Source organism: Erwinia sp. MMLR14_017 (genome assembly GCF_033657285.1).
Classification (GTDB): domain Bacteria; phylum Pseudomonadota; class Gammaproteobacteria; order Enterobacterales; family Enterobacteriaceae; genus Erwinia.
Genome location: NZ_JAWVWP010000017.1, coordinates 53217 through 75153 on the forward strand (window position 1 = coordinate 53217; position 21937 = coordinate 75153).

Sequence of the window (21937 nt, forward strand, 5' to 3'; positions counted from 1 at the left end):
TATTACTATAACAATGACAGCAGGCTAATTTTTACCAGCTAAAAATATTGGTATGCTCACTCATATTAACTCTGGCTCTGAACTTTTTAAGTGCGGCCCTGCCAGAGCGACTGAATATAGCTGAACGAATGACGCCGACAATTATCCTTCTCTGCAGAATGGGGTTTGTTCATTTGTCCAAACGTTCCGCTCATGCACCGTTAAGAATTGTCTTATTAATGTAAATATATTAATGCAGACGCCCTGTTCTTTCGGTTAAAAAGGTGACGGCACAGAAAATAAATAACGAATTTACGCATTAACTGTTTTTTACCGGGAATTTTCTCTGTACACTGAGCCCTGTTACCTCAACTGTTTAATTTTTAAACCACTCAACGCTACGGATTCCTTTATGAGCGAAACTCTGAAAGTATTAAATAACATTCGAACTCTTCGTGCACAGGCTCGTGAAGTTTCTTTAACTGAACTTGAAGAGATGCTGGAAAAACTCGAAGCGGTAGTGAATGAACGTCGTGAATCAGAAGCGGCCATTGCTTCTGAAGTCAAGGAAAAAGAAGAAAAGCTGGCGAAATATCGTCAGATGTTGCTGGATGACGGCATTGATTTAAGCGAACTGACTGCGGCAGAAACCACTACCGGCAAATCCCGTGCTAAACGTGCTCCCCGCCCGGCTAAATATCAGTACACCGACGAAAATGGTGAAACTAAATCCTGGACCGGCCAGGGTCGTACCCCAGCGGTAATTAAGCAGGCGTTAGATCAGGGTAAAAAACTGGAAGATTTCCTGATTTAATCTTCCTGCCACGTCAGCTTATCCTGGCGTGGCCTCTGCGTTTTATTATCCCTGCCCGCTTAATTTTTAAGTTTTATAAACTCACTTGTTATATTACGCTGACAGCGATTAGTATGTTGTAACTAAGGATGCCAGATGAGTCGTTATGAAGCTGTAGACAATCTTCATCGCTGCGTGGCGGACCTTGAGACCGCGCTGAAAACATTCACAAACTCCCTGCCTGACCTGCGGTTGTTAGTGGCACGGGTGTTTGAATTGCCGCCCGTTATGAAGGGAAAAGAGCATGACCCGGTGCGCAAAATTCTGGTGAGACAGCACCTGGCGCAACCCGCTTTGGAGCTTGCACTCAAACACTACCTTCGCCTTTTTATTCAGCATCAGTCTGAATCGTTAAGTACTAAAGCTGCGGTTCGCTTACCGGGCGCCCTCTGTTTTGCCGCCAGCCCCGAACAATCCCGGCTGGTACACCAACATATCGATAACATTAATAGCCTTAAACAGCGCCTTGAGCAGATTATTACCGTGGAATCTGGTGTGCCCAGCGAGGAGCGCTTTGAATTTGTCCATACGCATTTAAAGGGGCTAATTACGCTGAATGCTTACAGGACTATTACCCTGCTGGACTCCGCAGATTCCCTGCATTTTGGCTGGGCAAACAAGCATATTATTAAAAATGTCACACGCGAAGAGATGCTGGAAAAACTGAATAAAAGCGTTAAGGCCGGACGGGCAATGGCGCCCTGGACGCGGGAAGAGTGGGCAGAAAAACTCAGCGACGAGATTGCGTTGCTTAATTCCCTGCCCGCTTCCGCGAAGCTAAAGATAAAACGCCCGGTTAAGGTGCAGCCCATTGCGCGCGTATGGAATAAACAGCAGCAGAAGCAAACGCAGCTTGCCTGCCCTTCCCCGCTACTGATTCTTTGTCCGGATGCAACCAGCGTGCCGAAATTAGGGGAGTTGCTCAATTACGATGCCGATAATGTGGTTCACAAATTTAAACCCCAGGCAAAACCTCTCTTTTCCGTGATCCCAAGGCTGCATCTATATAGCGATATTGAGCTTTAAACGCGACAGAAAGCAAAAAAGAGCGGGAGGCGCCCCGCTCTTTTTATCCGCATAATTTTACGACTTCATGCTGCCAACCATATCTTCCGGGCGTACCCAGGCATCAAATTCCTCTTCCGAGAGATAGCCAAGTTTCAGCGCTGATGCTTTAAGGGTTAATCCCTCTTTATGTGCCTTTTTGGCTATTTCAGCCGCCTTATCGTAGCCAATATGCGTATTTAACGCCGTCACCAGCATCAGAGATTCATTGAGCAACTGAGTGATGCGATCGTGGTTAGGCTCTATACCTACGGCGCAATGATGGTTAAAACTCTCCATGCCGTCCGCCAGCATACGTACGGATTGCAGGAAATTATGAATAATCATCGGACGGTAAACATTCAGTTCAAAGTTGCCTGAAGCGCCCCCCATATTCACGGCAACGTCATTCCCCATAACCTGGCAGCACAACATGGTCATGGCTTCACACTGTGTTGGGTTGACTTTTCCTGGCATGATTGAGCTGCCCGGCTCGTTCTCAGGAATAGATATTTCACCAATGCCGCAGCGCGGGCCGGAAGAGAGCCAGCGAACGTCGTTAGCGATCTTCATCAAAGAAGCGGCCAGACCCTTCAACGAACCGTGGGCATGAACCAGCGCATCGCAGGTTGCCAGCGCTTCAAACTTATTGGGTGAAGTAACAAATGGCTGGCTGGTGAGGTTGGCCAGCTCTTCCGCCACGCGAACGGCATATTCAGGATGGGTATTGAGGCCGGTTCCCACCGCCGTACCGCCCAGCGCCAGCTCAGCCAGATGGGGAATACTTTGCTCAATATGCCGCAGATTGTGCCCCAGCATGGCAACCCAGCCGGAGATCTCCTGGCCCAGCGTCAGCGGCGTGGCGTCCTGCAGGTGAGTTCGGCCAATTTTAACAATATCCTTAAAGGCTTCTGCTTTTTCATTCAGGGTCTTTTGCAGGGTTCTCAGTTCGGGCAGTAAATGCTCCTGCACCGCCAGCACGGCAGCGACGTGCATCGCTGTCGGAAAAACATCGTTAGAGCTTTGGCTCTTGTTCACATCATCGTTAGGGTGAACCAGACGTTCCATGCCGCGTACGCCGCCCAGGATCTCACTGGCGCGGTTGGCAAGCACTTCATTGATATTCATATTGCTTTGCGTACCGGAGCCGGTTTGCCAGATAGCGAGCGGGAATTCTGAGCTGTGCTTGTCGGCCAGGACTTCATCCGCTGCGTTGATGATTGCCGTTGCACGTTCAGCCGGGAGCAGCCCTAAATCACTGTTAACCTTTGCCGCTGCTCGCTTGGTGAGCGCCAGCGCGCGCACCAGCTCAACGGGCATTTTTTCCGTGGAGATGCGAAAGTGTTCCAGCGAGCGCTGTGTCTGCGCCCCCCAAAGCTTATCCGCAGGAACTTCAATGGAACCCATTGAGTCTTTCTCAATACGGTTGGCAGCCATGATTCTCTCCTTTTACACAATGATATGAATATTAACCCTTTCTTTCTCCCTTCCGGGCTGAAAGCGCGGGGCGTAGTGTGTCATACAATAATTTAACATTATGCGACTCATACGCTCTTATTGCACACCGCATTGTCTTTTAGTCACGGTTTTCTGCTTTAATATCAGCAGAAATTATCAAAATACAGGTGACTTAACATGCAAAAATTGATCAATTCTCTGCAAAATTACGCCTGGGGAAGCCCGACGGCCCTGACGGATCTGTATGGGATTGCTAATCCAGATGGGCAACCTATGGCTGAACTCTGGATGGGCGCGCATCCCAAAAGCCCCTCTTATATTGAAGTTAACGGTGAAAAAGAGTCGCTGCGTGCGGTTATAGAGACAGATAAAGAAACTTTATTAAGTAAAGCCGTAGCAGAGCGATTTGGAGAGTTGCCTTTCTTATTCAAAGTGCTCTGCGCTGACCAGCCTTTATCCATTCAGGTTCATCCCAGCAAGGCCGCTGCCGAAGTGGGGTTTGCTAAAGAGAATGCTGCCGGCATTCCTCTTTCAGCAGCGAACCGTAATTATAAAGATGCCAACCACAAGCCAGAACTGGTGTTTGCCCTTACCCCATTTAAGGCGATCAACGGATTTCGTGAGCTGCATGAAATTATCTCCCTGCTGCAACCCATAGCGGGCGCGCACCCGGCCATTGCCCACTTCCTGCAGTCGCCTGCGATGAGCGGCCTGTCAGCGCTGTTTGCTGCGCTGCTGTCGATGGAAGGGGAACAAAAAAGCCTGGCGCTGGATTTACTGAAGAGTGAACTGCGAAGCCGTACAGGAGAGCCGTGGGAGACCATTGCTTTGATTGCAGAGGATTACCCGGATGACAGCGGACTCTTTTCCCCACTGCTGTTGAATGTGATTGAACTGCAGCCTGGCGAAGCGATGTTCTTATTTGCCGAAACACCGCATGCCTATCTGCAGGGCGTGGCGCTGGAGGTGATGGCGAATTCCGATAACGTGTTACGTGCGGGCCTGACGCCAAAATATATTGATATTCCTGAACTGCTGGCCAACCTGAAATTTGAGGCCAAACCTTATGCCACTCTGCTCACCCAGCCGGAAAAGGTGGGGACAACCCTGAATTTCCCGGTGCCGGTGGATGACTTTGCTTTTTCCCTGCACCAGCTCAGCGCCACGCCTGTTCCCGTTCACCAGCAAAGCGCCGCTATTCTGTTCTGTGTAGAGGGTCAGGCTGTTGTCACTCATGGTCAACAGCAGCTAACGCTTAAGCCTGGTGAATCCTGTTTTGTTCCGGCCACGGAATTCCCCCTCACCCTGGCAGGCAGTGGAAGGGTCGCGCGGGTCTTTAACGATCTGACGGATTGCGGCTGACGTAAAGCGCCACAATTGCTATTATTAATCAAATTATTAAACAAAAACGCCGCAGGGCGTTTTTTATTCGCCAGGCATTTGCCCACAGGATCGATTTGCCGGCGCCAGTGACTAAAAGGACGACTTTACAGATGAAAAAGACAAAGATAGCGATTGGAGTAGTAGTCGCACTCGGCGTGATTTGGACCGGAACTGCCTGGTTTACCGGAAAACAACTGGAAAAGAATATGGATCAGCTGGTGCAGAATGCGAATGCCCAGATGAATAATATGGCACCAGAAAGCCGTCTGAAGCTGAGCTATCAGGATTTCAAACGCGGCGTTTTCAGCAGCACTGCCCGTTTCGTGCTGCAGTCCAACTCGCAGACTGAAGATAATGCCCTGATCAAACCTGGCCAGAGCATCGTCTTTAACGAGAAGATTGACCACGGCCCTTTCCCTTTTGCCCAGCTGAAAAAATTCAATCTGATCCCCAGTATGGCTTCCGTACACACCCAGCTGGAAAATACCGATGCGGTGAAGAAGCTGTTTGAAATGACCAAAGGTCAGTCGATTATTCAGGCGGAAACCCGAGTGGGTTACAGCGGTACCACCGTTTCTGACATCCATCTGCTGCCGATGGATTATAACAATACCCAGACCGGAGAACGGTTTGCCTCTAACGGCGGCACACTCAACGTCAGCGCCGATAGCAAGGGCGACAAAGTTGATTTCAGCGGTAATCTGGACAGCCTGGTGTTGACCACCAAAAATCAGCTCAATATGCCGGTACTCTTTACCGCTAACGGCCTGAAGCTGGACGCCACCACCCACCTCAGCCCGGAAGGGATGCGCGTGGGCGATCAGAGTATTAACCTGCAAAAACTCACCGCCGCCGTTGATGGACAGGAAGCGTTTATCGCTGAAGGGCTGAAGGGTAAATCCTCCTTCAACTCTGAGAAGAGCCTGATCGCCGGTACCATTGATTACACGCTGGATTCCCTGAAGCTGCAAAACCAGAACTTTGGCGAAGGTAAGCTTTCTGTAAAACTGTCGCAGTTTGACGCGAATGGCATGAAGGCCTTTTCTGACAACTACAACAGTCAGGTGCAGGCACTGCTGAATGAGCCAGGGATCAGCGACAATCCGGCGCTTTATCAGCAGCGTATGAGCCAGATCCTGACGGCTAACCTTCCCCTGCTGCTGAAAGGCGATCCGGTAGTGAATATCGCTCCCTTCAGTTGGAAGAATGATAAAGGTGAGAGCAGCTTTAATCTCTCGGTGCACTTCAAAGATCCCGCCACTAATACCGCTCAACCGCAGAACATTGGCCAGGCCGTGGATAACGTCCTGAAAACGCTGGATGGCAAGCTAAGCATCTCAATGCCGATGGCGACCGAGATGATGACTCACGTGGCGATGGCTGAAGGTTATAAAGAAGAGGATGCTGCGAAGCTGGCCGATCAGCAGGTGAAAGGCGTGGCGGCAATGGGTCAGATGTTCAAACTGACCACCCAGAAAGATAATAATATTGTTACCAGTCTGCAGTACGCCACTGGCCAGGTAACAATGAACGGTGAAAAAATGCCGCTTGATCAGTTCCTGGCGCGTTATATGTTAGGTGGTATTGCACCAGCAGAGATGCCGCAGTAACGGTAAGCTTCTTATCAGGGCGCGATTATCGCGCCCTTTTTATCTGCCATCAGCCTCGCTTCAGGCCTGAATCAGGCTTTTACCTGGCAGGCCGCCCTCAGAGTTACTCTATGCAGAGCCGCGCTCAATAAGCACTGGCGGGAGGATGCTGTTTTGCACAATCCCGGCAGGATCGGCCATGCGCTGTAGTAGCCTTTGCGCCGCCGTGCGGCCAATTTCTCTGGCCGAGCTGGTGATAAAAGTCAGCGGCGGATCGGTCAGTTCCGCTTCCGGCGCGTCACCAAACCCTACCAGCGCCATTTGCTGTCCGTAGTAGCTGTCCACCCCGCCTTTGCCAATGGTTCTTCCCGTACGCTGTAAGCCAAAATAGCAGCCCAGCGCGACCGATGCGTTATGGCAAAGGATTGCGGTAATGGTGGGATGATGATGGATCAGATCTTCGGTGAGTTCAGCCACATCCCGCTGATAGCGGCCGCTTTCAATAATCCATTCGCTGCGAAACGGCAAACCATATTGTAACAACGTGGAGCAATAGCCGCCGATGCGCTCCGCCCTGGTCAGGGAATAACCCGAGCCGCCGAGCCAGGCGATACAGTGATGGCCTCGCCTGATCAAATACTCCGTGGCAATTTGCGCAGCGTGGAGATTATCGGGGCGAATAGAGTCCGTCTCTTCCAGGCTACTGGCTCGTGAGGCGCAGATCAGGGCGATACCCTGCTCTCGTGCCTTTGCCACGAGGTGCGAGGCGTTCTCCGCACCACCGCCTAACACAATCCCCTCCACGCCCTGCGCTACCAGCGTATCGAAACAGCGGTCAATCTGCTTTCCCTTTGGCCCGCTTTGCGTCAGAAACAGCACTTTGCCCTGCGCTTCCAGCCCTTCACTGAGGCCAGCGGTCATCTCAGCATAAAACGGATGGCAGAGATCGCGGACGATCAAGCCTACAACCCCACTCCCGCCGCCTCTGAGCATGGTGGCGGAGCGATTGGGAACAAACCCAAGCGCCTGAACGGCCTGGTTAACGCGTTCGGTGGTGGCAGAGGAGATGCGCCCTTTTCCGGAAAGAACCAAAGAGACGGTTGTCACGGAGACTCCGGCTTCGAGCGCAACATCATTGATAGTGCTTTTTTTCAGTGACATAAAAATTTCCAGTCAGTCCTGGCTGACTCGTTTAGTGAACCCGGTCGAAACCATATGGTAAAACGTTACACTTGTGCAGCCTGAAATAAAACCTGCACTGCCGGGAAGAGTGTGACTTACGGCGCATTAATACCTGATAAAACGTTTTATCATTTTTTACCTCAGCGCGGTCTGAGCATTTTTTATCCCGGGAGAGTCTATGTCGGTCAGTAAACACAAAATAACGCTTTGGGAATTTTTCCAGAGTCTGGGCAAAACTTTTATGCTTCCCGTTGCGCTGCTCTCATTCTGCGGCATCATGATGGGAATTGGCAGTTCGCTGAGCAGCCACGATGTCATTACGCTGATCCCCTTTCTGGGTAATCAGATCTTACAGCTGATTTTTCTGTGGATGAGCAAAGTAGGCTCTTTTGCATTCAGCTATCTGCCGGTGATGTTTGCCATCGCTATCCCGCTGGGGATGGCGCGGGAAAATAAAGGCGTTGCCGCTTTCTCCGGCTTCGTGGGCTTTGCGGTAATGAATCTGGCGGTGAACTTCTGGCTTAATGCTAAAGGGATTTTACCTGCCACAGATGCTGCGGTACTCAAGGCCAATAATATTCAGAATATTATCGGCATTCAGTCGATCGATACCGGGATCCTTGGCGCGGTCATTGTTGGCATCATCGTGTTTTATCTGCATGAGCGTTTCCACACCATCCGTCTGCCTGATGCGCTGGCCTTCTTTGGCGGCACCCGCTTTGTCCCTATCATTACCACGCTGGTAATGGGACTGGTCGGGCTGGTGATCCCGCTGATTTGGCCCTGGTTCGCGGCGGCAATTACCGGACTTGGCTGGGTGATCAACGGCGCTGGCGAGTTCGGACCGATGATCTTCGGCACCGGCGAGCGCCTGCTGCTGCCGTTTGGCCTGCAGCATATTCTGGTGGCGATTATCCGCTTTACCGATGCGGGCGGCACGATGGAGGTTTGTGGTCACACCGTCAGCGGAGCTTTAACCATTTTCCAGGCACAGCTCTCCTGTCCGGAAACCTCTGGCTTTGCTGAAAGCGCCACGCGCTTCCTGTCGCAGGGCAAAATGCCTGCCTTCCTCGGCGGGTTGCCGGGCGCCGCGCTGGCGATGTATCACTGCGCTCGTCCAGAAAACCGACACAAAATAAAGGGCTTGCTGATTTCAGGTGTCGTAGCCTGCGTGGTAGGCGGCACTACCGAACCGATTGAGTTTCTGTTCCTGTTTGTAGCGCCTGTGCTCTATCTGATCCATGCGCTGCTGACCGGCCTGGGCTTCACCGTGATGGCGGTACTGGGCGTGACCATCGGCAACACGGATGGCAACATTATCGACTTCGTGGTGTTTGGCATTCTGCATGGTCTTGCCACCAAATGGTATTTCGTGCCGGTGGTGGCTGCCATCTGGTTTGTGGGTTACTACCTGATTTTCCGTTTCGCTATTACTCACTTTAATATCAAAACGCCGGGTCGCGATCTTGATACCAATACCGTTGAGAAGAACATCTCTGCCACTGTGGGTAAATCGGGTTATAACACCCCGGCCATTCTTGCGGCACTGGGAGGAATGGACAATATTACCTCGCTGGATAACTGCCTGACCCGCCTGCGTCTTTCGGTCAAAGATATGAGCCTGGTAGATGACGCTGCCCTTAAGGCGAACAGGGTGATTGGCGTGGTTCATCTGAATCAACACAGTCTGCAGGTGGTGATTGGTCCTCAGGTTCAGTCAGTGAAAGATGAGATGGCCAGCATGATGGCGACGGTACCCGGCTGAATAATGGCTGAGGGTACGCCCCGGTGATGCCCTCTCCCGAGCTACTTATCCCGCCTGTCTCTACAAAAGAATGGAAGGCGCACCAGCAGGGAAGCTGGTGCGCACGGACGGAGAAACCAGATGTTTGATTTTGATCGAGTTATCGACCGGCGCGGCAGCTGGTCGACCCAGTGGGATTTTGTCGCCGATCGCTTTGGCCGCGACGATCTGCTGCCTTTCACCATTTCTGATATGGATTTTGCCACCGCTCCCGCCGTGACTGATGCGCTTCAGCAGCGCCTGGCGCATGGCGTTCTGGGTTACAGCCGCTGGCAACATCCGGACTTTTTATCAGCCGTCAGCCACTGGTATCAGCGCCGTTTCGACATTAACATTGACCCACAGCAGATCGTTTACGGCCCGTCGGTGATTTATATGGTGGCGCAAATGATCCGTCGCTGGTCCCGGCCCGGCGATGGCGTAGCTATCCATACCCCAGCCTACGATGCATTTTATAAAGCAATTGAAGGGAACGATCGCCGCGTTCTCTCTCTGCCGCTTGAGCGACGAGGGAATGAGTGGTTTTGTGATATGCAGGAAATGGCAGCGCTGCTGGCTCGCGATGAGTGCAGGGTCCTGCTTCTTTGCAGTCCGCACAACCCTACCGGCAAGGTCTGGCGGCGTGAAGAGCTGGAAGAGATTTCAGCGCTTTGCCAGCGTTACAAAGTGCGGGTGATCAGTGATGAAATTCATATGGATATGATTATGGGTGACCAGCAGCACACCCCCTGGAGCGCGGTTGCGGGCGATCGCTGGGCGTTGTTCACCTCAGCTTTGAAAAGCTTCAATATCCCCGCACTGACCGGTGCGTATGGCTTTATCAGCGATGAGCAGGATCGGCAGGCCTGGTTCGCGGCGCTGAAGGGCGCTGATGGCCTCTCTTCTCCCGCCGTACTTGCCGTAACGGCACATATTGCCGCTTACCGCCAGGGGGAAAGCTGGCTGGATGCCCTGCGGGAGTATCTCATAGGCAATCTGCAACAGGTGGCGACGCGGCTCAATCAGGCATTCCCTTGCCTGAACTGGCAACCTCCTCAGGCCACTTATCTGGCGTGGATTGACCTCTCGCCGTTAAAGCTGGATGACCATGCTCTGCAACAAGAGCTGATTGAACATCAGCAGGTAGCGATCATGCCAGGTTATACCTACGGCCCGCAGGGAGCAGGTTATCTCCGGCTGAATGTGGGTTGTCCGCGCAGTAAAGTTGATGAAGGACTTAACCGTCTGATCGCCGGAATAGAAAATTTGCTGTGATAGTGTGCCCTCCAGCTGCCGCCAGGCGGCGGATGGCGCAAATAATCAACACTTGCAGCGGGGATTGCGCAAACCGCTGGCGGAGTTGCGCAAATTGTTTTTATACTGTTATGCACTTTATGAAAATAACCGAGTGCGCCGACATGATTGATACCCAGCTTCCCCTTACCGATATTCATCGCCACCTTGACGGCAATATTCGTGCACAAACCATTCTGGATCTCGGCCGTGAGTTTAACCTCACCCTGCCCGCAACCACGCTGGAGCTGCTGCGACCACACGTTCAGGTTACGCAAACCGAACCCGACCTGGTGAGCTTTCTTAACAAGCTGGACTGGGGTGTCAAAGTATTGGGTTCGCTTGATGCCTGCCGCCGCATTGCGATAGAAAATGTGGAAGACGCAGCCCGCGCCGGTATCCACTATGCTGAACTGCGCTTTTCACCGGGCTATATGGCGATGACCCACAATCTGCCGATCCAGGGCGTGGTAGAAGCCGTGATTGACGGCATTCGCACCGGTTGCCAGCAACACAACATTGATGTTCGCCTGACGGGCATTATGAGCCGCACCTTTGGTGAAGAAGCCTGCCTGCGCGAGCTGGAAGGGTTTCTTGCCTGTCGCGACCATATTACGGCAATCGATCTCGCTGGCGATGAGCTGGGCTTCCCTGGCAGCCAGTTCCTGAGCCACTTTACCCTCGCCCGCGATGCCGGCTTCCGCATTACCGTGCATGCTGGTGAGGCCGCTGGCCCGGAAAGCATCTGGCAGTCGATCCGCGAGCTGGGTGCCGAGCGTATTGGCCACGGCGTTAAGGCGATTGAAGATCCGGCGCTGATGGATTTTCTGGCTGCGCATCAGATTGGCGTGGAGTCCTGCCTGACCTCCAATATTCAGACCAGCACCGTTTCCTCGCTGGCGCATCATCCGCTGGCGACCTTCCTCGAGCATAGCATTCTGGCAACCATTAACACTGACGATCCCGCTGTTCAGGGCATTGAGCTGGCGCACGAGTATGAAGTTGCCGCTCCCCAGGCAGGGTTAAGCCCGGCGCAAATCCGCACCGCGCAGGAGAATGGGCTGAAGATTGCGTTTCTGACAGAAGCGGAGAAAGAGGCGGTGCGCGCGCGCGTTGCGGCCTGAACTCTCTGAAAACCCATAAAAAACCCCGCCAGGATTTTGTCCGGGCGGGGTTTTATCAGAGCCAGGCGGCTCATGCTCTACTTCAGTGACAGCGTCTGTCGCTTCTCAGCCGACTGCAGGCCAAGTTCAATCAGCTCCATCACCTGAATCGCTTCTTCCGCTGTAACCGGGTTGTTGCCGTCGCCGTTGATGGCGTCACGCACCCCGGCGTAATAGGCTGGATAGTTGCCGGGTGTGGTCAGCAGCGTTTCTTCTGCCATCATGTCGCCGTTTACCAGCGTCACCACACCGTCGCGCATATCGTAACCCCACTCCTCTTGCGGCGGACGTGCACCCGCTTTCAGGCGATCTTCCTGCGGATCCAGGCCATATTTCACATAGCTGCCTTTGGTGCCATGCACCTGATAACGTGGCGATTCGGCGGCCACCAGCATGCTGGCGTGCAGCACGATACGACGCTGAGGATAGGTCAACACGGCATGGAAGTAGTCAGTGGTCTGCGCGCCGGGGCGCATCTCAGCTAAATCTACGTTGATCGCTACCGGCGAGCCGAAGAGTTGCAAAGCCTGATCGATCAGATGCGGCCCCAGATCGTACCAGATGCCGCTGCCTGCGCCCTTCTGCTCACGCCAGCGGTTACGCACTTCCAGGCGGAAGCGGTCAAAATGGGATTCAAAGTAACGCACTTCACCCAGAGTCCCCGTACTCAGCAGCGTTTTCAGCGTCAGGAAGTCGCTGTCCCAGCGTCGGTTGTGGAAAACAGAAAGCAGCAGCCCTTTAGCCTTTGCCAGCGCATCCAGCTCACGAGCCTGAGAAAGGGTGACGGTAAACGGCTTGTCCACCACCACATGCTTGCCCGCATTCAGCGCGGCTTTCGCCAGCGGGAAATGGGTATCGTTTGGCGTGGGGATCACCACCAGTTGCAGGGTGGGGTCGTCAAACAGGGTTTGCGGGTCTGACACAACCTGGGTGGATGGCCAGTCAGCGTGCACTTTACCGGCATCGCTGCTGGAAACGGCCGCCAGTTCCATCCCGGCGGTGCCCGCGATTAATGGCGCATGGAAGGTCTTGCTGGCGAAGCCGTAACCCACCAGCCCTACACGTATTTTGTCGCTCATTTGCATTCCTCTTGTCCTTTACCCAGATGATTTAAGACTATCAGCAGGGTAAGGACAAGCGGGAATACGCTGAAATATCCCGTTTCGCTTAACTGATGGCGCTTAAATCCCAGGTTTCCTGCGCCACCAGCGCGTCGTGCGCATCGAGCGAACGGCGGCGGAAGTCGCTGGGGCTGACGCCAACGCGTTTACGAAACACGCGGGAAAAATAGAGCTGATCGTCATAGCCCACGATCCTCCCTACGGTGGCAATCGGCTCCTGCGTGGTTTGCAGCAGCAGTTTGGCGCGGATCACACGCTGATCTTCCCGCCAGCGCAGCAAATTAACGCCCATCTGCTCACGAAAGAGATGCGCCAGCCGCGAGGGAGAGAGGCAGACATGGTTAGCCACTTCATCAATTTTCAGCTCACCCGCCAGGTTGCTGGTGACGAACTGACACGCCTCGATCACTCTTGGGTCACGGATCTGCTGATGACTGCGAGGGTCCTCTTCCACCGCACGCAGCAGCAGCCGCTCCAGCAGGTTCATCGCCAGCTCTTCCGCAAACCGCCTGCCGGAAGTATGCGTCTGTTCGATATTGGCAAACAGCCTTTCGAACTCTCCCCGCAGACGCTCCGGCAGCCTCAGCCTGCCCACGCCCTGCTTCTCATCCTGCCACTTCAGCCAGTCGCTCCAGTAGGCGCGCGGACGGAAATAGATCCAGCGATGGTGCCAGCAGTCGCTTTCCGGTGAGCGGCCATAATAATGCGGCGTTTTCGGCTGAAACAGCAGTAAATCGCCCGGTTCACAGTCAAACGCATGTTCATTGTTAAATATCTGACCGCGCCCTTTGGTGGTGAGGTTGATGATAAAACCTTTCATGCCCTGTGGACGATCAATAAGAAAGTCCAGCCCATCCCCGGCATTGATTGGCGTCATACCGGCGACCAGCCATGCGGTAAACTGATAACCAGGTAAGAGCGGGTTTGACTGCGCAACCGGCGCTAAACGATGGTACATAACGCCTCCTGTCAGGCCGCTTTAGCTTTCTGTTTGTAGCGGTCGAAAATAACCGCCGCTAACAGTATCAGACCGCGCACCACATACTGTGAGAAAGGCGAGATATTCAATAAATTCATCGCATTCTCAACCGTACCGAGGATCAGCACACCTGCCACCACGTAGGAGATTTTGCCGATCCCGCCCTTCAGCGAGACGCCACCCAATACGCAGGCTGAGATCACGATCAGCTCATAACCCAGTGAGGTCATCGGCTGCCCGCTGGTCATGCGCGAGGCGAGAATGATCCCGGCAGCGGCGGAAACCAGGCCCGAGAGAATAAAGATAATGATGCGGGTTCGTACCACCGGCACACCCGCCAGACGAGCCGCTTCTTCATTACCGCCGATAGCCAGCGTGTTGCGGCCAAAAGTGGTTTTGTTCAGCAGGAAACCAAAGATGATCATGGTGCCAATAGTCAGCCACACGGGCGCCGGTACGCCAAACCAGTTGGTATAGCCCAGCGCAAAGAAGCGTTCGTCTTCAATGCCAACGGCCTGACCATCAGAGAAGATATAGGCCAGACCACGTACAATCTGCATCGTTGCTAAGGTGGTAATCAACGCATTGATTTTCAGTTTGGCAATCACAAAGCCATTAATAAAGCCGCAGACCACGCCCAGCAGCAGTCCGGCAGCGATACCGATCCACAGGCTTTCGGTCATGTTGATCACTACGGCGGTGGTCACCCCGGCACAGGCGATAACCGAAGCGACGGAGAGGTCAAAATCACCCGAGGCCAGGCAGAAGAGCATGCCGCAGGCGACCATGCCGGACATCGACATAGCCAGCCCAAGGCCTTTCATGTTAATCAGTGAACCGAAATTCGGCACAAAAATGGTGCAGCCGATAAACAGCACGGCGAAGACCACCAGCATGCCGAAATTATCCCAGATGCGGCTTAAATTCACCCGCTGGGTCGGCGTCGGTGGCGTTGCAGAGGACGTGGTGGAAGATGACATAACGATACTCCTTCTAATCAGGCCACAGCGGCAGTGTGTTGGGTGGTTTTTGGCATAGCAAGACTGAGCGTTAACGCTTCCGTGGCCTGGTCATGGCTGAGCTCACCGGCAATTTCGCCCTCTCTCATCACCAGGATGCGGTCCGCCAGCCCCATCACCTCAGGCAGATCGCTGGAGGCAAACAGCACGGCAATGCCCTGTTCCGCCAGCGCATAAATCAGGGTATAGATTTCGTTTTTGGCCCCGACATCGATGCCGCGCGTCGGCTCATCAAGCAGGATCACTTTCATATCCTCTGATAACCAGCGGCCCAGAATCGCTTTTTGCTGGTTGCCTCCGGAAAGGTTCATAATCAGCTGATCGGCAGAAGGCGTTTTAATATTGAGTGAACGGATATGCTTCGCCGCATTTTTTCCCTCCCACTGATTGTCGATCAGACAGCCAGCGGTAAGATTGTTGCGGCGGGCGCTGATGTTGATGTTGTCCCGCACTGAGTGAACAGGAATGATACCGTCCGCTTTACGATCTTCCGGGCAAAGGAGTATCCCGGCGCGGATCGCATGCGCAGGCTCTTTAATCACTATCGGTTCACCATCCAGCAGCAGTTCGCCGCCGGTGAGTCTGGTCGCGCCAAACAGCCCTTTCATCAGTTCGCTGCGCCCTGCACCGACCAGACCAAACAGGCCCACAATTTCACCGGCATGGACGTTAAGCGAGATCGGCTTCCGCACGCCTTTGGCCTGCACTTCATTCAGTTGCAGCCGTACCGCACCGGTTTTGCGCGGTGAATAGCCAAAGATATCAGCGATATTACGTCCCACCATCGCCTGTACCAGCTCATCGTGCGTGGTGCCAGGGACATCGGTAAAGGTCTGGACATAGCGGCCATCCTTAAACACGGTAATCGCATCGCTCAGGGCGAATATCTCTTCCATGCGATGTGAGACATACAGCACCACGCGCCCCTGCTCACGCAGCTGACGGATCACGCGGAACAGCTGCTCAATCTCACGGGCAGAGAGCGAACTGGTGGGTTCGTCGAAGGCGATAACCTTGGCGTTACGCGCCAGCGCTTTGGCGATTTCAACCATCTGCCACTGCCCCAGAGAGAGCGATTTAAGCGGAGTATCCGGGTCGATATCCATCCCCAGGTTTTTCAGCTGTTCTCCGGCCTCATAACGCAGCAGCTTGCGGTTAACAAAGCCCGCTCTCTGCGGCAGCTGACCCAGATAGATATTCTCTGCCACCGACATTTCCGGCACCAGATGCAGCTCCTGATAGATGATGGCTACCCCCGCATCCAGCGCGGCTGTGGTATGGGTAAAGCTCACGGGCTGACCCTTAAGGCGGATCTCTCCGCTGCTGGGCTGATAGCTGCCGCTGAGAATTTTCAACAGCGTGGATTTTCCCGCGCCGTTCTCCCCCATCAGGGCATGGATCTCTCCGGCACCACATTCAAAGCTGATATCCTGCAAGGCTTTAACGCCGGGAAAGGTTTTCCCGATGCCATGAAAACTCAGATAGGCGGGTTGCGTACTCATTATTCCTCCTGCCGGGTTTACCAGGACGGCGCATTGCGCCGTCCTGGCGGGATTACATCAGGCCTTTTTTCGCCAGTTCCGTTTTGAAGTTGTCGCGGGTGATCAGCACCACGTCGGTCACTTCAGTAAATTTCGCCGGTTCAGCATCTTTGGTTACCCAGTTGTAAAGCATCTGGATGCTCTTGTAGCCATGCACGTCCGGGCTGGGCAACAGTGAACCGTAGAAGCCGGTAGGCTGGCCTTTCGACAGTTCATTGACGGCATCCACACCGTTGATACCAATGCCAATCACATCCGGAGCCTTGAAGCCCTGACCTTCTGTAGCGCGGACGCCACCGAGCACGGTGCTGTCATTCATGCCGAGGATCAGCCAGTGCTTCACGCCCGAATGCTGCACCAGCAGCGAGTTACCAGCATCAAAGGCGCCAGGGATGTCATTAGATTTGGTGGGTACTTTGTAGATCTGTGCTGCCGGGAAACCGGCCGCTTTCAGCGCATCCATTGATCCACTGGTGCGGCGACGAGCGGTATCCAGCTCATCAGCGGTGATCGCCATTACGCCGGTGTCCTTCGCTTCCCAACCGCGTTTCTTCATCTCCTTATAGAGTTCCTGCCCCTGACGCTCGCCAATTTTAGTGGCGGCCATCATCACCAGCGGCACGGTATCCATAGGTTTGCCTTTGGCAGTGACAAATTGATCGTCCACCGCAATGACTTTAAGATCGTAGCTGCGTGCTTTAGCCACGATAGCGGAGCCGAGTTTGGGGTCTGGCGTACAGATAACAAAACCTTTCGCCCCGCTTGCCGCCAGACTGTCGATGGCGTTCAGGGTTTTCTCGCCGTCCGGCACGGCAATTTTGATCACTTCAAAGCCCATCTCTTTGCCGGCTTTATCAGCAAACTTCCATTCAGTCTGGAACCAGGGTTCTTCCGGTTGTTTTACCAGGAAACCCAGTTTCATGGTCTCAGCCATAGCTGAATGTGACATAACGGCTGCAAGGCCAATTGCTGCCAGCGCGTAGGGTATTTTGTGCATGAGGCTCTCCGGCTCAGTACCCGCTTTCAGGCGGTGTGATGTAAACGGTATCATTCCGATTGCTGCCCCGCTAAGGGCTTAAAACCGCAAGTTTTTCGGTCAGGACAGCGAGACCTGTGCCGATGAGCGCTAGTTTTAACGGGAACTTAGCAAGGAAAGGGAGAGCGGTATCACACCCTGTGATTTCAGCGATTTCGTCCATGCATTCAGCAAAATTAACCTTCATGTAACATTAGAGCTGCGTCACATATTCCCGTCCCATGACAGAAAAGTGCATATTTGCAGCGTACTTTGCCTAACCGAAACCCGGCCAAATTCATAGGGTAGTCAGACAGGATTAACCATACCGTCTGGAGATCAGAGAATGCAGTTGGGAGCCATCACAATAGGCCTGGATTTCGGAAGCGATTCGGTTCGGGCATTAGCCGTAGACTGTGCCAGCGGCAAAGAGTTATATGCAGAGGTTGTGGCCTACCCGCGCTGGCAGGCGGGACGCTACTGTCAGAGCCGGATTAATCAGTTTCGCCACCATCCACAGGACTATATAGACGCCTTCGAACAGGCCATACGTGACGTTGTCACCAAATTAACCCCTGAGCAGCGGCAAAATGTTGTCGGCATCGGCGTCGATTCAACCGGTTCAACCCCTGCCCCTGTTGACCGCGATGGCCAAGTGCTGGCGTTACGTCCGGAATTTGCCGACAACCCCAATGCCATGTTCGTGTTATGGAAAGATCATACTGCTATTAAAGAAGCGGAGGAGATCACCAACCTTTGTCACAGCGGAGAGTTTGAAGACTATTCGCGCTTTATTGGCGGCATTTACTCTTCCGAATGGTTCTGGGCCAAGATCCTGCATGTCAGCCGTGAGGATCGTGCCGTGCGTGAAGCCGCCGTTTCCTGGGTCGAGCTTTGTGACTGGGTACCTGCCCTGCTGAGCGGCACTACCGCACCGGCGGCAATGCGTCGCGGACGTTGCGCGGCGGGTCATAAATCGCTCTGGCACCCGGAGTGGCAGGGTTTACCCACCAGCGAGTTTCTAAATGCGCTGGACCCGATGCTGACCCAACACCTGGATACCCCGTTATTCAACGAGACCTGGACCGCTGATTTACCGGTGGGCCAGATCACAGCCGAATGGGCAGAACGCCTCGGCCTGCCCACCACCGTCACCCTTTCCGGCGGCGCGTTTGACTGTCATATGGGCGCGGTGGGAGCGGGAGCAGGCCCTTATACCCTGGTGAAAGTGATCGGTACCTCAACCTGCGACATTCTGATTGCCGATCCGGAGCGCGTTGGCGACCGGGCAATTAAAGGCATTTGCGGTCAGGTAAACGGCAGCGTGATGCCAGAGATGGTAGGTCTTGAAGCGGGCCAGTCAGCGTTTGGCGATATGTACGCCTGGTTCAGCCGCCTGCTCTGCTGGCCGCTTGAGCAGGCGGGCCAGCGTCATCCTGAATTGAGGCCAGAGCTGGAGGCCATCCGCAAAACCCTGCTGAACGATCTGACCCATGCCTGGGCAGAGGATCCGCAACTCGACCATTTACCGGTAGTGCTGGACTGGTTTAACGGCCGCCGCACGCCTTTTGCCAATCAACGTTTGCAGGGGGTCATTACCGATCTCAACCTTGGCACCGATGCGCCAACGCTGTTTGGTGGTTTTATCGCCGCCACCGCCTTTGGCGCCCGTGCCATTATGGAGTGCTTTGAACAGCAGGCTATTCCTGTGGAGAGCATTCTGACGCTGGGCGGCATCGCCCGGAAATCGCCCGCCATTATGCAGGTCTGTTGTGATGTGATGAACCGTCCGCTGGATATCGTCGCCTCTGATGAATGTTGTGCACTGGGCGCAGCGATTTTTGCAGCTGTTGCCGCGGGCGTCTATCCGGATGTCCCTTCTGCTCAGCAAAAAATGGCCAGCCCAATCGCCACGACTTTGCAACCCGATGCCACCCGCGTCGCACGCTATCAACAACTTTATCAACGTTACCTTCAGTGGTGTGAAGTGGCCGAACCTCAGTTTGCCGCTCAGCCGACCCAAATTTAAGGAGAATTACATGACTAAGCCTGCTTCTTACAACGTCTGGTTTGTTATTGGCACCCAGCATCTTTATGGCGCGGAAACCCTTCGCCAGGTTGAACAGCATGGTCAGCAGGTGGTGGACGGGCTGAACCGCGAGGGGAATCTGCCCTTTACGCTGGTGCTGAAACCGCTGGTAAAAAGCCCTGATGAGGCGCTGGCGCTCTGCCGTCAGGCCAATTATGCGGAAGAGTGTCTGGGAATTGTCACCTGGCTGCATACTTTCTCTCCGGCCAAAATGTGGATTGGCGGACTGTCGGTACTGAATAAACCGCTGCTGCAGTTCCATACTCAGTTTAATGCTGAAATCCCGTGGGACAGCATGGATATGGACTTTATGAATCTGAACCAGACCGCACACGGCGGCCGTGAGTTTGGGTTTATTGGCGCGCGCATGCGTCTTCAGCACAGCGTGGTGACGGGACACTGGCAGGATAAAACGACCCAGGAGCGTCTGGGCAAATGGATGCGATCCGCAGCGGCAAAACAGGCCAGTCAGCAGCTGAAAGTCGCCCGCTTTGGCGACAATATGCGTGAAGTGGCGGTAACGGAAGGGGATAAAGTTGCGGCGCAAATCCAGTTTGGCTATTCAGTCAACGGCTGGGGCGTGGGCGATCTGGTGGAGGTTATCAACGGCGTCAGCGAGGGTGATGTTAACGCCCTGGTGGATGAATATGAAAGCCTGTACGAGTTCACCGCCGCCGCCGCAGTAAATGGCGAGAAGCGTCAGAACGTGCTGGATGCAGCAAAAATCGAGCTGGGCATCAAAGGCTTTTTACAGAATGAAGGCTGCATGGCGTTCACCACCAATTTCCAGACTTTACACGGCATGACCCAGTTGCCGGGTCTGGCGGTACAGCGTCTGATGCAACAGGGCTATGGATTTGCAGGCGAAGGCGACTGGAAAACCGCTGCGCTGCTGCACATTTTTAAAGTGATGGCGACAGGTCTGCCGGGCGGCACCTCCTTTATGGAGGATTACACCTATCACTTCTCACCGGGTAATGAGCTGGTTTTAGGCTCGCATATGCTGGAAGTCTGCCCTTCCATTGCCAAAGAGAGCCGTCCGCTGATTGACGTGCAGTATCTGGGCATTGGTGGCAAGGCCGACCCGGCCAGGATGATTTTCTCTTCACCGGCAGGCCGCGCGGTCAATGCCAGCGTGGTGGATATGGGCGACCGTTTCCGTCTGCTGGTGAACGTGGTGGATGCTATTGAGCAGCCAAAACCGCTGCCTAAGCTTCCTGTCGCCCGTGCGCTATGGCATGCACAGCCGTCGCTGGCAACAGCTTCAGAAGCGTGGATACTTGGCGGCGGCGCGCACCACACGGTGTTCAGCCAGGCGCTGACGGTCGAAGATATGCGCCAATATGGTGAGATGCACGGCATTGAGGTGTTGATCATCGACGAGGAAACCACCCTTCACGGTTTCAAAGACGCTTTGCGTTGGAACGAGGCATTTTACCGTCTGAATCAGCGCTAACCGTTATCCGCTTTTGATTTTCAGCAACGCCCACTTAACGTGGGCGTTTTTATAAGCGCAGGTCGTCCGCCGGGCTGTTATTTCAGCGTGCCGGGAATCAGATCGTTGCCGCCGTTAAGGGTGAAGGTTATTTTCTGATGCAGGTTTTTATAAGGTTTATTGATCTCAAATCGCCATTGCGCCATCGCAGCAATCACCACTTCATCAAACAGGTGTTGAGGCTCTGATTCTCTAATCCGCATTTCACTCACTTTCCCGTCCGCTCCGACATCGTAGTCAAACTTCACAAAGCCAGTGATATGGTTCCTGTAGGCGTAAACCGGATAGTTTGGTTTGACTTGCTTGATTATTCCAGGTTTTCTGGAGGGAGTGACTGGCGTCGTTGAGCAGGCAGTAATAAATAAAGAAATAAGAACAATTAAAGGTTTAAGCATAACAACATCCTGTTGATAAGAATGGCGGGCATCTTAGCGTATTCCGGTTGCTCTGGGAATATTCATCAGAGAGGCTAATGCTTTGGCACTACGGAGCACCATCCGTTAAATTTAGCCTTATTGGTGAGTTTGGCATTCATACAGGTCAAGACCGGGTGCGGTGGCAAGGCGTCACCACAGGGCACGTTATCCGAGACGTCGTGAATCCATCCCTGGAGACCTGGATGCCGCATCCCTGCGGCATACACTCGGCGTACGTGCCCTGTGGTGCCACCCAAAATGTTCGCTGTTGTCGGTGAGTTCAGTGCTTGCACAGGTCAAAAGCTGACAGTGCCAAATTTGTGCCGGGGCAATGCTTTGGTTTTGCTTTTGGCTTTGGTTTTGCTTTTGGCTTTGGTTTTGCTTTTGGCTTTGATTTTGGTTTTGGTTTTTCAAACAGGCAACACTAAAGCTATTGGGAAGGGAGAATGGGCTGATAAGCAAAAGCTAAGCGGCATGGACGCCGCTTCGCAGCCCCCATGGAGGGGTTCACGGCGTTTTTGTGTTCAGCCCATTC

Annotated in this window: 18 protein-coding genes; 10 read left to right on the forward strand and 8 right to left on the reverse strand. The window is 53.8% G+C overall.

Going from position 1 to position 21937, the window contains the following annotated elements:
* Positions 1–391: 391 nt before the first annotated feature.
* The gene (locus SD961_RS20730; RefSeq protein ID WP_306212757.1) at positions 392–793 is read left to right on the forward strand and encodes an H-NS family nucleoid-associated regulatory protein; all 402 of its coding nucleotides are present in this window, start codon (positions 392–394) and stop codon (positions 791–793) included.
* 135 nt (positions 794–928) lie between these two features.
* A complete protein-coding gene (gene tus / locus SD961_RS20735; protein WP_318792212.1) occupies positions 929–1858 on the forward strand; it encodes a DNA replication terminus site-binding protein in 930 nt (309 codons plus the stop codon).
* A 57-nt stretch (positions 1859–1915) separates the two neighbouring features.
* On the opposite strand, the gene fumC is transcribed toward tus, so the two are convergent.
* Positions 1916–3313, reverse strand: a complete 1398-nt coding sequence (fumC, locus tag SD961_RS20740) for a class II fumarate hydratase (RefSeq protein WP_318792213.1) — start codon at positions 3311–3313, stop codon at positions 1916–1918.
* A 198-nt stretch (positions 3314–3511) separates the two neighbouring features.
* Between fumC and manA the strand changes: the two genes are divergently transcribed.
* Positions 3512–4696, forward strand: coding sequence for a mannose-6-phosphate isomerase (gene manA, locus SD961_RS20745; RefSeq protein WP_318792214.1), 1185 nt, complete (start codon positions 3512–3514; stop codon positions 4694–4696).
* Positions 4697–4827: 131 nt separating this feature from the next.
* Positions 4828–6327 carry a YdgA family protein gene (locus SD961_RS20750; protein WP_318792215.1) on the forward strand — a complete coding sequence of 500 codons (1500 nt, stop codon included), beginning with the start codon at positions 4828–4830 and terminating at the stop codon, positions 6325–6327.
* A gap of 108 nt (positions 6328–6435) precedes the next feature.
* Here the strand turns inward: SD961_RS20750 and SD961_RS20755 are convergent, their stop codons facing one another.
* Complete coding sequence (locus tag SD961_RS20755; RefSeq protein WP_318792216.1) at positions 6436–7467, reverse strand: Mal regulon transcriptional regulator MalI; 1032 nt, start codon at positions 7465–7467, stop codon at positions 6436–6438.
* Positions 7468–7666: 199 nt separating this feature from the next.
* Between SD961_RS20755 and malX the strand changes: the two genes are divergently transcribed.
* The 3 genes from malX to add all read left to right on the forward strand — a co-directional run bounded on the left by malX (position 7667) and on the right by add (position 11688).
* Complete coding sequence (malX, locus tag SD961_RS20760) at positions 7667–9253, forward strand: maltose/glucose-specific PTS transporter subunit IIBC (protein WP_318792217.1); 1587 nt, start codon at positions 7667–7669, stop codon at positions 9251–9253.
* A 120-nt stretch (positions 9254–9373) separates the two neighbouring features.
* Positions 9374–10546 carry a MalY/PatB family protein gene (locus SD961_RS20765; RefSeq protein WP_318792218.1) on the forward strand — a complete coding sequence of 391 codons (1173 nt, stop codon included), beginning with the start codon at positions 9374–9376 and terminating at the stop codon, positions 10544–10546.
* Positions 10547–10689: 143 nt separating this feature from the next.
* Positions 10690–11688 (forward strand): adenosine deaminase, encoded by a 999-nt coding sequence (gene add / locus SD961_RS20770; RefSeq protein WP_318792232.1) that lies wholly within the window; start codon positions 10690–10692, stop codon positions 11686–11688.
* Positions 11689–11765: 77 nt separating this feature from the next.
* Here add and SD961_RS20775 read toward each other — a convergent pair whose 3' ends face one another.
* The 5 genes from SD961_RS20775 to SD961_RS20795 form a co-directional block, all read right to left on the reverse strand.
* Positions 11766–12806, reverse strand: a complete 1041-nt coding sequence (locus SD961_RS20775) for an oxidoreductase (protein WP_318792219.1) — start codon at positions 12804–12806, stop codon at positions 11766–11768.
* A gap of 88 nt (positions 12807–12894) precedes the next feature.
* Positions 12895–13806: an arabinose operon transcriptional regulator AraC gene (araC, locus tag SD961_RS20780; RefSeq protein ID WP_318792220.1), complete on the reverse strand. Its 912-nt coding sequence runs from the start codon at positions 13804–13806 to the stop codon at positions 12895–12897.
* Between the two features lie 11 nt (positions 13807–13817).
* Complete coding sequence (gene araH / locus SD961_RS20785; protein ID WP_318792221.1) at positions 13818–14807, reverse strand: L-arabinose ABC transporter permease AraH; 990 nt, start codon at positions 14805–14807, stop codon at positions 13818–13820.
* A gap of 17 nt (positions 14808–14824) precedes the next feature.
* The gene (araG, locus tag SD961_RS20790; RefSeq protein WP_318792222.1) at positions 14825–16348 is read right to left on the reverse strand and encodes an L-arabinose ABC transporter ATP-binding protein AraG; all 1524 of its coding nucleotides are present in this window, start codon (positions 16346–16348) and stop codon (positions 14825–14827) included.
* Between the two features lie 52 nt (positions 16349–16400).
* Positions 16401–17384, reverse strand: coding sequence for an arabinose ABC transporter substrate-binding protein (locus tag SD961_RS20795; protein ID WP_318792223.1), 984 nt, complete (start codon positions 17382–17384; stop codon positions 16401–16403).
* Between the two features lie 364 nt (positions 17385–17748).
* Here SD961_RS20795 and SD961_RS20800 point away from each other — a divergent pair, with 364 nt between their 5' ends.
* Together SD961_RS20800 and araA are read left to right on the forward strand one after the other, a co-directional pair.
* Positions 17749–19431, forward strand: coding sequence for a ribulokinase (locus SD961_RS20800; protein WP_318792224.1), 1683 nt, complete (start codon positions 17749–17751; stop codon positions 19429–19431).
* Positions 19432–19441: 10 nt separating this feature from the next.
* Complete coding sequence (gene araA, locus SD961_RS20805; RefSeq protein WP_318792225.1) at positions 19442–20947, forward strand: L-arabinose isomerase; 1506 nt, start codon at positions 19442–19444, stop codon at positions 20945–20947.
* A gap of 77 nt (positions 20948–21024) precedes the next feature.
* Here the strand turns inward: araA and SD961_RS20810 are convergent, their stop codons facing one another.
* Positions 21025–21381, reverse strand: coding sequence for a TonB family protein (locus SD961_RS20810; protein ID WP_318792226.1), 357 nt, complete (start codon positions 21379–21381; stop codon positions 21025–21027).
* Positions 21382–21660: 279 nt separating this feature from the next.
* On the opposite strand from SD961_RS20810, the gene SD961_RS20815 reads away from it, so the two are divergent.
* A partial coding sequence (locus SD961_RS20815; protein ID WP_318792227.1) for a hypothetical protein occupies positions 21661–21937 on the forward strand: 277 nt, incomplete at its 3' end.

Bases quoted from the DNA above. Each gene is read 5' to 3' on its own strand.
- araC (WP_318792220.1), bottom strand. From the start codon at position 13,806: ATGTACCATCGTTTAGCGCCGGTTGCGCAGTCAAACCCGCTCTTACCT.
- SD961_RS20750 (WP_318792215.1), top strand. From the start codon at position 4,828: ATGAAAAAGACAAAGATAGCGATTGGAGTAGTAGTCGCACTCGGCGTG.
- SD961_RS20800 (WP_318792224.1), top strand. From the start codon at position 17,749: ATGCAGTTGGGAGCCATCACAATAGGCCTGGATTTCGGAAGCGATTCG.
- SD961_RS20765 (WP_318792218.1), top strand. From the start codon at position 9,374: ATGTTTGATTTTGATCGAGTTATCGACCGGCGCGGCAGCTGGTCGACC.
- SD961_RS20730 (WP_306212757.1), top strand. From the start codon at position 392: ATGAGCGAAACTCTGAAAGTATTAAATAACATTCGAACTCTTCGTGCA.
- araH (WP_318792221.1), bottom strand. From the start codon at position 14,807: ATGTCATCTTCCACCACGTCCTCTGCAACGCCACCGACGCCGACCCAG.
- araG (WP_318792222.1), bottom strand. From the start codon at position 16,348: ATGAGTACGCAACCCGCCTATCTGAGTTTTCATGGCATCGGGAAAACC.
- SD961_RS20795 (WP_318792223.1), bottom strand. From the start codon at position 17,384: ATGCACAAAATACCCTACGCGCTGGCAGCAATTGGCCTTGCAGCCGTT.
- SD961_RS20810 (WP_318792226.1), bottom strand. From the start codon at position 21,381: ATGCTTAAACCTTTAATTGTTCTTATTTCTTTATTTATTACTGCCTGC.
- malX (WP_318792217.1), top strand. From the start codon at position 7,667: ATGTCGGTCAGTAAACACAAAATAACGCTTTGGGAATTTTTCCAGAGT.
- tus (WP_318792212.1), top strand. From the start codon at position 929: ATGAGTCGTTATGAAGCTGTAGACAATCTTCATCGCTGCGTGGCGGAC.
- SD961_RS20775 (WP_318792219.1), bottom strand. From the start codon at position 12,806: ATGAGCGACAAAATACGTGTAGGGCTGGTGGGTTACGGCTTCGCCAGC.
- araA (WP_318792225.1), top strand. From the start codon at position 19,442: ATGACTAAGCCTGCTTCTTACAACGTCTGGTTTGTTATTGGCACCCAG.
- SD961_RS20755 (WP_318792216.1), bottom strand. From the start codon at position 7,467: ATGTCACTGAAAAAAAGCACTATCAATGATGTTGCGCTCGAAGCCGGA.
- fumC (WP_318792213.1), bottom strand. From the start codon at position 3,313: ATGGCTGCCAACCGTATTGAGAAAGACTCAATGGGTTCCATTGAAGTT.
- add (WP_318792232.1), top strand. From the start codon at position 10,690: ATGATTGATACCCAGCTTCCCCTTACCGATATTCATCGCCACCTTGAC.
- manA (WP_318792214.1), top strand. From the start codon at position 3,512: ATGCAAAAATTGATCAATTCTCTGCAAAATTACGCCTGGGGAAGCCCG.